Consider the following 12,993-nt stretch of genomic DNA (forward strand, 5'->3'; position numbering starts at 1 on the left):
GCGACGCGCCGATCTCCACCAGGGACTACTCGACCTCGCCTGCAGCATCATCTGCCTCCGACGCCTTCGAAAGTCATTCTGAAACGATCAGTAAGCCGGTCGGTGTGGCAGGACTTGCGGAGGTACAGATCGATCTCCGGCCAGTCAGCCGGGTCCGTCGAGGCGTGCTTGGTCGGTGATTCATGGTGGTACGCGGGCATGGACCGGATCCTCCGGGAGGACCGCGACTGGGCGCGGCCGTCGAATGGCAGTACGTTTCGACGGGCTTCGACCCGTCGAACACGCCGTCGTCGTAGCTGCCTGCCGACTCGGCTGTGCCCCGGGGCATCGGACCAACGGACTCGCCCGCCGCCGCCCGTCCTCCCGGACTCGACGGGACCCTGCCGGTCACGGCGCAGCAATCGTCCCCACCAGGTGGTCCGATCCGGTCGCCGACGTGTGTAGGTTGGCTGCCCGCCGCCGCTCGACCGGCCGCGTGCCCCTCACCCTCAGCCTTCAGGAGGCTCGCCATGCCCGCATTCCCAGGTTTCGCCGCCGGTGCCCGCCCGGGCGCGAAGCCGGCCGACGCCGCAGCCGTGTGGCAGGTGATCGCCGATATGTACGAGGCCTACGCGGCCGGGGACCGCCCACGGATCGACGCGTGTCTCGACCCGGAGGCCACCGTCTGGGACTCGGGGACCGCCGAGCTGCTCTTCGGAAAGCCGGACCTGGACCGGATCCGGGAGGCCCGCCCGGCTGCGGGTGAGGGGCCGGTGGAGACCGGATTGGAGCCGTACGGCCAGGTGGTGGACGTCTTCGGCGACATCGCGGTGCTGCGCTTCTGGCTGCGGGTGGATTTCGCGCCCGCCCCGGACACCGGCGAGCTGCGCCCCGAGCTGGTCCGCAACACCGCCGTCCTGCGGCGTGGCGGGAACGCCGCGTGGCACATCGTCCACCTGCACGAGGACGTGCAGCAGCCGGGTGGGGTCCCTGTCGGAGATCACTGAACCGGGCGCAGCGCACTGCGGTGGTCCGTCGGCCGTGCGCTGCGCACAGCTCCTCCCGGAGACCCCGGACTAGCGTCCTCGGCGATCCCTTGGAGAAAGCCGGGAGGCGGCATGACGTATCGAGTGGCCATGGACATCGGTGGGACGTTCACCGATGTCGTCGCCTATGACGAGGACAGCGGTACCTTCTTCGCGGCCAAGGCGCCGACGACGCCGGGAGACCTGGCCGAGGGGGTCTTCGCCTCACTGGGCCGGGCGGTGAACTCGCCCGGCGAGATCTCCTTCTTCGTGCACGGCACGACGCAGGGCCTCAACGCCCTGCTGGAGCGCAAGGGCGCCCGCGTCCTGCTGCTCGCGTCGGCCGGCATGCGGGACGTCTACCACATCGCCCGGGGCAACCGGGACCGGATGTTCGACCTGCACTACCGCAAGCCGAAGCCGCTGGTGGACCGCTGCGACACGGTGGAGGCGGGCGGCCGCCTGGACTGGCGGGGCGCCGAGCTCGAACCGCTCGACGAGGACGCCGTGCGGGCCGCTGCCCGGCGCGCGAAGGACGAGGGCTTCGACGCGGTCGCCGTCTCGTTCCTCTTCTCGTACGTCAACCCGGACCACGAGCTGCTGGCGGCGAAGATCCTCGAGCAGGAGCTCGGCGAGGACGTCGTCGTGGTGCTGTCGCACCAGGTGGCCGGCGAGTGGCGCGAGTACGAGCGGACGTCCTCGGCCGTCCTGGAGGCCTACACCGGCCCGGTCGTGCGCCGGTATCTGAGCCGGATCGAGGGGCGGTTCGCCGAGCACGGCCTGACCGTCCCCGTCCAGGTGATGCAGTCCTCCGGCGGCATCGTGAACGCCGCCCACGCCCGCCGCCACCCGCTGCAGACGCTGCTGTCCGGGCCGGTCGGCGGCACCATGGGCGGGGCCGCGGCCGCGGGTCTGCTGGGCCGGCCCAACGCGATCTGCGTGGACATGGGCGGCACGTCCTTCGACGTCTCGCTGGTCCTCGACGGCCGCCCCGACGTCTCCAACGAGGGCTCGGCGGACGGCTTTCCGGTTCTCATGCCGCTGGTCAACCTGCACACCATCGGCGCCGGCGGCGGCTCCCTCGCCTACGCGGAGGCCGGCGGGCTGCGCGTCGGCCCGGAGTCGGCCGGCGCCGTGCCCGGGCCCGCCTGCTACGGGCGCGGCGGCACCCGGGCCACGGTCACCGACGCCAACGCGGTGCTCGGCCGGGTCGATCCGGAGTGGTTCGCCGGCGGCCACATGACGCTCGACGTGGCCGCGGCCAGGCAGGCCGTCGGCACCCTCGCCGGCGAACTCGGCCTGGACCCGCTGGAACTGGCGGGCGGCATCTGCGATGTCGCGAACGCCAAGATGGCCCAGGCGATCCGCACGCTCACCGTCGAACACGGCCTGGAGCCACGGGAGTTCGTCCTGCTGGCGTTCGGCGGAGCGGGCCCGATGCACGCCGTCGAGATCGCCCGTGAACTCGGCATCCGCGAGGTCGTCGTGCCGCGTTTCCCCGGTGCGTTCTCCGCCTGGGGCATGCTCGGCACCGAGGTCCGCCGTGACCTGACCCGGCAGTTCTTCACCTCGGGCGACGACCGCGACGGCGAGGCCATGGCCCGGGCCCTGGCCGGTCTGGAGGACGAGGCGCTGGCCGAACTCGCCGAGCAGGGAGTCCCCGTGGAGCGGCGGCGGGTCGAGCACGTCGTCGACATGCGGTACGCGGGCCAGGACTACACCCTCGCCGTGCCCCTGCAGTTCGCCGCCGAGCCGGCCGCCGACGACTTCCTCGCCACCGCCGCCGCGCGCTTCGCCCAGCTGCACGAACGCCGCTACGGGCACGCCACGCCGGAAGCGCCCGTCGAGTTCGTCACGCTGCGCAGCACCGCGCTCGGGGCGCTGCCCGAGATCGCGGCCGTGCCGTACACCGCCGACGAGAACGCCTCCGACACCGTGCAGCGGCGTCAGGTCGTCTTCGGCGGCCGGCCGCACGACACCGCGGTCCTGCGCCGTGAGCGGCTGGTGCCCGGCCAGCGCGTCGACGGACCCGCCGTCATCGTGGAGGCCACCTCCACCACCGTCGTCCCGCCCGACTCGTCGGTCACCGTCGACGAGAACGGCTTCCTCGTCATCAAGGTTGGAGCTACGGCATGACCGACGCCGGCACCCGGACCATCGACCCGGTCACGACGGAGATCATCCGATGCGCGCTGCTGCAGGCCGCGGAGGACATGAACACCACGCTCATCCGGTCGTCCTACACGCCCACCATCTACGAGGCGAAGGACTGCGCGGTCGCGCTGCTCGACCGGGACCACAACGTGCTCGGCCAGTCCTCGGGCCTGCCGATCTTCCTGGGCAACCTGGAGGTGTGCACCCGGGCCACCGAGGCGATGTACGGCGCGGAGGTCTGGCGTCCCGGTGACGTCTGGGTCCTCAACGACTCGTACATCGGCGGCACCCACCTCAACGACGTCACCGTGTACGCCCCGATCTTCGCCGAGGACACCGGCGACGGCGGCGAACTCATCGGCTTCGCCGCCTCGCGGGCGCACTGGATCGACATGGGCTCCAAGGACCCCGGCGGTTCGATGGACTCCACCTCCATCTTCCAGGAGGGCCTGCGGATGGGCCCCCTGAAGATCTATCAGGGTGACGAGCCCTGCGAGCAGGCGCACTCGCTGATCGCCCGCAACGTCCGCTTCCCGCAGCCGACGCTCGGGGACATGCGCGCCCAGGTCGCCTGCGCCCGCACCGGCGCCCGGCGGTTCGCCGAGATCGTCCGCCGCTGGGGGCAGGAGACCGTCCTCGCCGCGCGGGACGCGATCTTCACCCAGACCGAGCGGCTGGAGCGCGAGCAGATCGCCGCCATCCCGGACGGCGTCTACGTGGCGACCGGCCGGCTGGACAACGACGGCATCGACCTCGCCACCCCACTGCACGTCACCGTGCGCGTCGAGATCTCCGGCGACCGGATGACGATGGACGTCACCGACTGCGCCGACCAGGCGACCGGCCCCGTCAACTGCGGTGCGGCCCAGACCGTCGCCGCCTGCCGGGTCGGCTACAAGCTGCTGGTCAGCGGCGACGTTCCGCTCAACGGCGGATCGTTCAGGCCGCTCGACGTGGTCACCCGGCCGGGTTCGATGCTCGCCGCCGTCGAGCCGGCGGCCTGTCAGTACTACTACTCCCACCTCGGGCTGGTCATCGACCTCGTCGTCAAGGCGCTCGCGCCCGCGGTGCCCACCCGGGCGGCCGCCGCCAGCTACGGCGACTCGATGATCGTGCAGTTCACCGGGACCGACCCGCGCAACGGCAGGCTGTTCGTCTCCCAGGAGGCCACCGTCGGCGGCTGGGGGGCCTGGCAGACCGACGACGGCGAGTCCTGCCTGATCAACAACGTCAACGGCTCCCTGCGGGACATGCCCGTCGAGGTGCTGGAGACGCTCTTCCCGGTGCGCGTCACCGAGTACGCCGTCCGCCCCGACTCCGGCGGCGCGGGCCGCACCCGCGGCGGCAACGGCGTGGTGCGCGAGTACCGCTTCGAGGCCGACCAGAACCTCTCCCTGTGGTGGGAGCGTTCGGTCACCCCCGCCTGGGGCGTCTTCGGCGGCGGCGAGGGCGCCCCGCCCCGGGTCGTCCTCAACCCCGGCCGGGACGACGAGCGCGAACTGCTCAAGGTCAACGCGCTGGCGGTGCGACAGGGCGACGTGCTGCGCTGTGAGAGCGGCGGAGGCGGCGGCTTCGGCCCGGTCGCCGAGCGCCCCGCCGAGGCCGTGCGGGAAGACCTCCGGCAGGGCCTGCTCACCCGCGAACGGGCGGCCGCCGCCTACGGCGTCGACGTCTGACGGCCCACCCCACCACCCCTGTTCCGGGCCCGGTTGCCAACTCCCCCACACGGCGACCGGGCCCACCCCTTTTGCTTACTCGAGACCCGTGAGCAGGACGCGGCAGGCGAGGTGCAGCGGAAGGCGCTGGTCCGGATCATCGGGATCGAAGCCGAGCGCGCGGATGCGCTCCAGGCGGGCCGCGACCGTGTTCCGGTGGACGCCCAGGATCTCCGCCGCCTCCGACGGGGCCGCGCCCTGGTCCAGCACGACGGCCAGGGTGCGCAGCAGTGCTCCGTCCCGGTCCGCGCGGAGCAGAGGTGCCAGCACCACCTCGGCCGGGCGCCGCAGCGCCGCCGTGGGCAGCGCGGACATCAGTTGGGCCGGCCCCATGCGGTCGGCGCGGACCACGGAGCCGGGCACGGCGGCGACCGCCGCGGCGGCCCGGGCGTCGGTCAGTGCCGCGCCGAGGGTGTCGGCGCCGGTGACCGGGCCGGCCACCCCGCCGGAAACCGGAAGGCGATCGGCGATGGCCCGGACGGCCGCGAGCAGCTGTGTCTCGGCCTGTCGCAGCCACACCTCCGGGCCCGCGTCCGGAAGGTCGGCCGCCGCGGACCGCCAGGAAACCCAGCCGTCCTCGCGGGCGACGAGCGGCCCGCCGACGCCGTACTTGGCCCACAGCGCACGCAGCGCCGGTCCTGGCTCGATCCCGGTGCCCGGGTCTGCGGCCAGTCGCAGGGCGAAGGCGACCATCGGGCCGGACAGCGACCAGCCGAGTGCCGCCGCCTCGGTGCGGATCCGGTCGCGGGCTGCTTCGTCCTGCTCCGGGGAGGCGTGCGTCAGCTGATCCAGCAGCAGTTCGCTCCGGCGGGCCAGTTGTTCCTCGCCGAGGCGGCGGGTGGCGGACCAGGCGGTCAGCGCGGGGACCGCCAGCCGCAGCACCGTCTCGACCGTCGTCGCCCAGCCCGCCTCCTTCGAACGGGAATCTGCGACGAGTACCACCAGCGGCCTTCCGTCGGGCCCCGGCACCTCCAGCCGTACCGCGTCCGCGGAGTCGAGCGCGGCCCGCCGCCCGGTCAGCATTCCGCCCAGCGGATCGGTGAGCGCCACCGACGTGGCGGGCAGCACGGTGTGCAGCGCCGCCAGCACGCGTTCGGCGTGCGGCCCGGCGGCGGCGAGCCGCTGGGCGGCCTGTGCCAGCAGCGCGGTCCGCCCGGCGTCCGGGCGGGACACCGCGGAGGCAATCCGTACGGCGCCCTCCAGTGCGTCCTCGCGGATCAGCAGCAGCGGCACCCCGAGCCGGTCCGCGAGGGCCCCCGACGGATGCGCGGCCACCGCCGCCTCGGGTACGACGACGCAGGCGGCCGCGTGCTCCCATGCCTTGCGCAGGGCCATCTCCACGACCCATCCGGTCCGGGCGAGGGTGTCGGTGAGGACGACGGCCGTGTGCGGGCGCAGGTCGTCGAGTGCCTCCCGCCGGTCGACGATGCGCACGTCCAGGATCTCGCCGCCGCTTCCCGCCGCGCCGAAGATGCGGATGCCGGGCAGCGGGCCGTACTGCACCAACTCCGCGACGGTCATGGGCGCGGGCAGGTCGGGGCGTCTCACCACGGGGTCTCCTCCGGTCCTTCGGTGTCCCCGTGCGGTAGGGGGTCCAGCAGGATGAGGCCGCCGGCGGCGGCCAGTCGGCGGCCCCGCATGGAGTGCCAGGCGGGTGCGGCGGGGATCACGACGATCTCCACGTCGATGCCGGGCACGGCACGTTCGACGTCCAGCACGCGCTGGTCGGCCGCCGACAGCATCAGGATCTGGTCGGGCGCGGCCGCGACGGGTGAGCCGTCGGCGAGGACCAGCAGCACCTCGTTGTGCGCCTCCAGCCGGAACCGGCGGTGCAGGCCCTCGGTCTCGGAGACGACCACGCTGGTCGGCCGGGACGGCAGCGGCCCGCCCGAAGCGGTGTCCGGTCCCGGCGACGCGGGGTGCTCGACGGCGGTGATCCGCCCTATGGCCAGCCGGCGGGGCCGCGGCTGCCACGGAGCGAACGGGTCGCCCTGGGACGGCCGCCCCGCCGCCAGGGCCCGGCTCACGGTGCCCGGGACCACGGTCGCGGCCAGCCGCTCGCCGTCCATGGCGTAGCAGGCGGCGACGGCCCAGCCCCCGGCCGCGAGGACCAGCGGCCGTACCAGCTCCTCCACGCGGCTGCCGGCCGCGTCCAGGACGACCACATCGCCGGCGGGTGTGGCCAGGGCGACCGGTGCGACATCGATCCCGGCGATCGTGAACGTCGTCTGCTCCAGCAGCGGGAGCACCCGTCCGCAGCCGTCCCCGTCCACGAGCGGCAGCCCGCATGACGTCGCCGTGACGACGGAGAGCAGGGCGTTCTCGGCCGCGGTGTTGAGCGCGACGACGGCGTCCGCCGTCCGGCCCAGGCGCCGCTCCAGCGCCCGTACGGCGCGGCGCGGCTCCTCTCCGGTGGGCAGGTACTCGGCGAGCGCCGCCGAGGATCCGAGCAGGCTGACGGTCACGCACATCCGTCCGGCACCGAGCGCCCCGGCTCCGATCAGCGGCACCGGTCCGTGCTCTCCGATCGCGGCCCTCGCCCAGTCGAGGCTCGCCCGGTGCGAGGAGTACTCGGCACCGGCGGCGAGCACCAGCGCCCCCTTCGCGAGATCCTCCAGCCGCGCGGCGTCGAGGAGGGTCCTCGCCTCGGATGTCATGGGCGCCGACCCGGCAGGCACCGCAGACGGCCGCTCATGACGGGCGTCCCGTGGGGCTGCCGAGGGCGCGGGCGCGGATGCGGTGCACCCCCTCCGGCAGGTAGGAGACCGGGGTGTGCGTGGTGAAGGCGATACGGACGGTGTCCGGGGCGGCGCCGGCCGCGACGGCCCTGGCCAGGGCCTGGTCGCCGGCGAGGCCGAGGAGGCGATCGAGTTCGGCGCTGCCGCCGGCGACGGCTACCTGGTCGACCTCGGCGACGATCTCGCAGCGGGCGGCCCCGTACGCGGCGGCGGCGATCGCGGCCGCCGGATCCGGGGTGCGGACCGGTACGAGCCGGGGGCCGCCGCCCGCCGCGAGCAGCACACCGCCGGGGGCCCTCTGCTGGACCCTGGCCACCAGGGCGGCGGCCTGCCCGGCACCGGCCTGCGCCAGGTCACCGCGGGGAAGGACGTCGGCGCGGATCCGGTCCAGGTCCAGGTCGACGCCGCCGAGGCCGGGGCCGGCGTCGGAGCGTTCCACCTCGCCGTCGGTGACGCTCACGCACCGGAATTCCGCCGCACCGGCGTCCACGACCACGGCGCGCTCCGCTCCGGCCGCGAGCGCGGCGCCCCGCGCGGCGCTCGCGGTGGTGGAGGCGGTGGCGAGGATCGGGTAGCGGCGGAAGTACGCGGCGGAGACCAGTCCGCCGGTGTTGCGGGCCAGGTGCAGCGGCGCCCGGACGCCGCCGGCTCGCAGGGCGCGTTCGGCCGTGTCGGTCACGCGCACGGCCCACGGCTGCAGGGCGGCGTTGAGGACGGAGGTGTTCTCGCGTTCCCTCAGTCCCGATCGGCCGGTCTCGTGCGACAGGGTGATCTCCGCCCCGGGCACGGCCTCCGCGATGGCCTCGGCGGCGGCGAGTTCCGGGTCGGGCCGGGTGAGCGCTCCGGCCGCCGCGACGGCGAAGGCGGCGACGCCCTCGGAGGCGGCCCGCCGGGCGAAGTCGGTGACACCCGCCCGGTCGAGCGGGGCGAGCGGCCGCCCGGTCAGCGCGGAGCCGCCTCGTACCACCCGGCTGAGCGGGCCGATGGCGCGGGCGGCCCGCTCGGGCCAGCCGGCCAGCGGCCCGAGGGCCGGATGGCAGGGTGGGGAGATCCGCAGGACGGCGACCGGCCTGAGCCGCAGCTGGCCGCGTTCCAGATCGGTGGTGAGGCCGACGGCGTCGACCTCACCGATCCGGTCCTCGGGCAGCGCGGCGAGCACCGCACGCAGGCAGTCCGCGAGGCCGGGGACGCTGTCCACCACCGCGTGCGCCACCGGGTACCCGCCCGGCTCGACCAGCACGGCGACGGTGGTGGCACGCCCCACGTCCACTCCCAGCCTCACCCGCACCATCCTGTCACCGTCTGTCCTGGTATGTCACTCCAGTTCCCGGCCCTCGGTCTCCGGCAGCGGCACGGCCACGACCAGTGCCACGACCAGGAACGCGGTGATGAACAGCACCGTGGACGAGAACCCGGTCGCCCGGGCCAGCAGGTAGCCGACCACCGACGGCGCGACCGAGGTGGAGATCAGCTGAGCCGCGGTTGCCCAGGAGTAGCCGGTGCCGCGCAGCGCGGTCGGGTAGAACTCGCCGTTCCAGGTGTTCCATACGCCCCACGCGCCGAGGCTGAAGAACGACAGGGCGAAGTTGGCGACGTACAGCTCGGTCAGCGTGCTGGAGTAAGCGAACAGCACACCGCTGACCGCGGAGGCCGCCACATAGGGCAGGAAGACCTTCTTGCGGCCGAAGCGCCCGGTCAGGTAGGACGCCGAGACGTAGCCCGGGATCATGAACAGCGCGCTCAGCGCCACGAAGCCCAGGCTGCTGGACATGCTCAGCCCCTTCTCCTGCAGCAGCGTGGGCAGCCAGGTCTGCAGACCCCAGTAACCCCAGTTGAAGGCGAAGTTCACGACCAGCATGAGCACGGTGATCCGCAGCAGCCGACCCCGCAGCAGCGCCAGGGGGTTTCCGGCCCGCTCGGGCTCGACGACGGCGAACACGGTGCCCTCCGGGACCTCGGCCCCGAGGCCGAGCAGGACCTCCCGGGCTTCGGCGTGCCGGCCCCGGCCCGCCAGCCAGTACGGCGACTCGGGCACCCAGGCCCGGATCGCGAACACCCACAGGCCCGCCAGCGCGCTCGCGATGGCCACCACGTGCCAGCCCGTCCCCGACAGCGCCTGCGTGACTCCCACGGCGGCGAGCACCCCGATCGGCCACCCGACCGACAGGTACACCGCCGCCCGCCCGCGCACCCGGGCCGGCAGCAGCTCCATGAAGTAGGGGAAGGTGATCGTGTAGATCCCGGCCAGCGCGATCCCGGAGAGCACCCGGCCGGCCATCAGCGTGGCGAAGTCCGGCGAGAACGCGCTCGCCAGCGCCACAGCACCGTACGAGCCGAGGCTCCACAGGCACACGGCCCGCCGTCCGATGCGGTCGGCGACCGGCCCCCACACCAGCGAGCCGGGAATCATGCCGAGGGCCACGGCCGACAGCAGCCAGCCGATCCGGCCGGCGTCGATCTGGAAGGCGTCGCCCAGGTCGGACGATACGTAGACCAATGCGAGCTGTTCCCACGATTCGATGACGAAGGCCATGAACAGGGCGAGGGCGATCATCACGTGGGCCCGCCCGAACGGCATGCGTTCGAAGTAGGCGCCCACGGGCTGGGCGCCGGCGTCCCCATCCGGGACTCCGGCGACTCCGGACTGTACTGAGACTGCGCTCATCGGCTGCCCTCCTGGCACTGGTACCGACAGGCACACCGTCGGACGCGGTGTGAATGCGAGGCACCATAAACAGGGCACCACAACCGGCACCGTGCTCCGGGCACAGCCGACGGATGCCCGAGTGTGCCCACGGCACAGGCAGCCGAAGCGGCGACGGCGAAGGGAGCACCGCGCCCTCGACGAGGATGCCCGTCGCGCCGCCGGGGACGGCCACGATCCGGTCGTAACGGCGGTCCTCGGGGGAACTCGGAGGCCGCGAAGGCATCGGTCTCACCGAGGCCGGCGGATTCGCGCAGCGCCGCGCAGGACTGCGCGATGTCGAGCGAGGTGCCGCAGCCGACGACGGCGACGCGCTCGCCCTCGGTGGGCAGCCCTTCGGGGGCCGACTCCAGGCCCCGCGACCAGCATGCGGGCTGGTCGGCGATCTCTTCAGCGGCGTGGGACATTGGTTCCTCCTGAGCGATCGGGTGAGCTCCACTCGGCATATGATCAAGTTCAATCACACCGTGTGTCATGTGATCAGGAGCACTCCGACCACCAATCCGCACCGTCCGGCTCTCCCGCGACGGCACCGACCCGGCCGGAGCATCACCTACCGCCTCTGCACCCGGCTTGTGGACGGCTTCCCCATGGCCTTTGATCGTTTTTCGATCGCGCGATACCATTCGATCGATCACGCAGCGTTGAGCAACCGGAGGAGACGCCATGGCCATCTCGGCGGAGGAACGTCGGGCGCGCATCCTGGAGGCGGTGCGCGAACTCGGCACCGTGCGCGTCACGGAACTCGCGGAGCGCCTCGGCCTGCCGACCGTCACGGTCCGTCGCGACATCGCCGCGCTCTCGGACGACGGCCACCTCCGGCGCTCCCACGGCTCGGTGACCCTGCCACAGCGCGACCCGTCGGGCCGCCCCGAACCCGACGCCCGCCACCGGGTGATCGGCATGCTGGTACCCACCGTGGGCTCGTACTTCGACGAGATCATCGACGGCGCGCGGTCGGCCGCCACGGCGGCCGGGGCACGGCTGGTGCTCGGGATCTCGCCCTACGAGGCCCAGGACGACAGCGGCCAGGTCGAGCGGATCCTCGACTCGGCCGTCGACGGTCTGCTGCTCACCCCCAACTGGCGGCCGGACGGCCCGGCGGAGGAGGGCGACTGGCTGGCCCGCCTGCCGGTCCCCGCCGTGCTGGTGGAGCGCCGGGCGGCCCCCGGCGCCGCGACCGCCGGACTCGACTCGGTCGTCTCCGACCACCACCACGGGGTGCTGCTGGCGCTGCGGCACCTCGCCGGCCTCGGCCACGGCTCCGTGCTGCTCGCCGCGCGGAACGACACATGGACCGCCCACGAGGTCCGTGCCGGCTACGCCGAGGCCGTCCGCATCCTCGGCCTGGAGGCCCCACCGGTCGTCGACATGCACCGCACCGGCGCCGACCCGTTCGCCCCCACCGACGCGGAGTGGGTCGCCGACCGGATCGCCCGGCAGGCCGAGGCGGGCGTGCGCGCCGTCCTCGTGCACAACGACCGGGATGCCATCCAACTACCGCCGCTGCTGCGTGCCCGGGGGCTGCGGGTGCCCGACGACCTCGCGCTGGTCTCCTACGACGACGTGTTCGCGGCCCTCACCACTCCCCCGCTGACCGCCGTCGCCCCGCCCAAGCGCGCGGTCGGCGCCGTCGCCCTCGACCTGCTGCTGCGCCGCCTCGGCTCGGGCGGCGACCTGCCCGCCCATCACATCGGCCTGCTCCCCACCTTGAAGGTCCGCTCCTCCTGCGGCGCGCCGGAGCCGGCGCCTCAGGCCTGACGCGACCTCCCGGGCGCCGGGCGGCCGCGCCGGCCAGGGGCTCGAACCGTCCTCGGCCGCTCATCCCCCGGGCGCCCGCCGGTCCGGCACGGCCCGCCCGGCCCCGGCTCAGCGCCCCCGTCGCAGGCCCGTCAGGAACCCGCCCCCCGCCTCCAGCAGGGGCGTGAGCGGCGCGGCGGCGGGATGCCAGGGGGCCTCGTACTCCCAGGAGATCCACGCCGTGGGCGGAAGCAGCCGCACGCAGTCGGCGATCGGTAGGACGCCCGCCCCCAGCGGCAACGGGGTGAGGTCCCCGGCGCCCGCCACGTCCTTGACCTGGACGTGGCCGAGGTGCGGGGCGAGCGCCGCGAACGACTCCGCGGGCGACTCGCCGGCGAGGTGGGTGTGCAGGAGGTCCCAGAGCGCGCCGACAGCCGGGTGCCCGACCTCGTCGAGCAGCCGGGCGACGTCGCGGCCGGCCGGGTGCGAGTCGTGGGTCTCGACCAGGACGCGTACACCGAGCGCCTCCGCCTCCGCCGCGACGGCCCGCAGCCGCCGGACGGCCCGGGCGTCCGCCTCCGCGGCCGGCCCGTCGCCGCCGCGCGGGAAGACCCGGACCCCTCCGCCGCCCAGGTCGGCCGCCAACCGCAGGTGCGCGATGAGGTCGGCGACGACCTGCCCGTCCTCCCCCGGCGCGGCAACGCCCACGTACGAGGACAGGACGAGCGGGACGATCCCGGCGGCGGCCAGCTCCCGGGCGGCACCGCGGCGTTCGTCGGCGGTGAGGCCGGGGTGAACCGGCTGGCCGTCGGCGCAGCGGATTTCGAGGCCCTGCCAGCCGTGGTCGGCGGCGAGCCGGGACACTTCGGCGAGCCGGAGGCCGGGGAGGCCGAGGGTGGCGAGGGCGAGCGGCACGTGGACTCCTCGGTTCGCGCGGA

Annotated in this window: 9 protein-coding genes and 1 pseudogene; 4 read left to right on the plus strand and 6 right to left on the minus strand. The window is 74.1% G+C overall.

Annotation, left to right across the window (positions count from 1 at the left end; genetic code table 11):
- Positions 1 to 509: 509 nt before the first annotated feature.
- The 3 genes from ACZ5WK_RS38545 to ACZ5WK_RS38555 all read left to right on the plus strand — a co-directional run bounded on the left by ACZ5WK_RS38545 (position 510) and on the right by ACZ5WK_RS38555 (position 4,834).
- The gene (locus ACZ5WK_RS38545) at positions 510 to 986 is read left to right on the plus strand and encodes a YybH family protein (RefSeq protein ID WP_465554955.1); all 477 of its coding nucleotides are present in this window, start codon (positions 510 to 512) and stop codon (positions 984 to 986) included.
- Between the two features lie 111 nt (positions 987 to 1,097).
- Complete coding sequence (locus ACZ5WK_RS38550) at positions 1,098 to 3,140, plus strand: hydantoinase/oxoprolinase family protein (protein ID WP_465554957.1); 2,043 nt, start codon at positions 1,098 to 1,100, stop codon at positions 3,138 to 3,140.
- Entirely contained in the window at positions 3,137 to 4,834 is a 1,698-nt protein-coding gene (locus tag ACZ5WK_RS38555) for a hydantoinase B/oxoprolinase family protein (protein ID WP_465554959.1), read from the plus strand. Before ACZ5WK_RS38550 ends, ACZ5WK_RS38555 begins: the two co-directional genes overlap by 4 nt.
- A gap of 75 nt (positions 4,835 to 4,909) precedes the next feature.
- On the opposite strand, the gene ACZ5WK_RS38560 is transcribed toward ACZ5WK_RS38555, so the two are convergent.
- The 5 genes and pseudogenes from ACZ5WK_RS38560 to ACZ5WK_RS38580 form a co-directional block, all read right to left on the minus strand.
- Entirely contained in the window at positions 4,910 to 6,424 is a 1,515-nt protein-coding gene (locus ACZ5WK_RS38560; protein ID WP_465554961.1) for a PucR family transcriptional regulator, read from the minus strand.
- Complete coding sequence (locus tag ACZ5WK_RS38565; protein ID WP_465554963.1) at positions 6,418 to 7,530, minus strand: DUF917 domain-containing protein; 1,113 nt, start codon at positions 7,528 to 7,530, stop codon at positions 6,418 to 6,420. Before ACZ5WK_RS38565 ends, ACZ5WK_RS38560 begins: the two co-directional genes overlap by 7 nt.
- A 34-nt stretch (positions 7,531 to 7,564) precedes the next feature.
- On the minus strand, positions 7,565 to 8,893 hold the full coding sequence (locus tag ACZ5WK_RS38570; RefSeq protein WP_465554965.1) for a hydantoinase/oxoprolinase family protein: 1,329 nt from the start codon (positions 8,891 to 8,893) through the stop codon (positions 7,565 to 7,567).
- Positions 8,894 to 8,926: 33 nt separating this feature from the next.
- Positions 8,927 to 10,276, minus strand: coding sequence for an MFS transporter (locus tag ACZ5WK_RS38575; protein WP_465554967.1), 1,350 nt, complete (start codon positions 10,274 to 10,276; stop codon positions 8,927 to 8,929).
- 190 nt (positions 10,277 to 10,466) lie between these two features.
- A pseudogene (locus ACZ5WK_RS38580) lies at positions 10,467 to 10,722 on the minus strand (sugar isomerase); the annotation flags it as partial.
- Between the two features lie 259 nt (positions 10,723 to 10,981).
- On the opposite strand from ACZ5WK_RS38580, the gene ACZ5WK_RS38585 reads away from it, so the two are divergent.
- Positions 10,982 to 12,076, plus strand: coding sequence for a LacI family DNA-binding transcriptional regulator (locus ACZ5WK_RS38585; protein ID WP_465554969.1), 1,095 nt, complete (start codon positions 10,982 to 10,984; stop codon positions 12,074 to 12,076).
- Between the two features lie 108 nt (positions 12,077 to 12,184).
- Here ACZ5WK_RS38585 and ACZ5WK_RS38590 read toward each other — a convergent pair whose 3' ends face one another.
- Complete coding sequence (locus ACZ5WK_RS38590) at positions 12,185 to 12,970, minus strand: sugar phosphate isomerase/epimerase family protein (protein ID WP_465554971.1); 786 nt, start codon at positions 12,968 to 12,970, stop codon at positions 12,185 to 12,187.
- Positions 12,971 to 12,993: the final 23 nt, after the last annotated feature.

The sequence above is a fragment of the Kitasatospora sp. NPDC032757 genome (genome assembly GCF_055579305.1).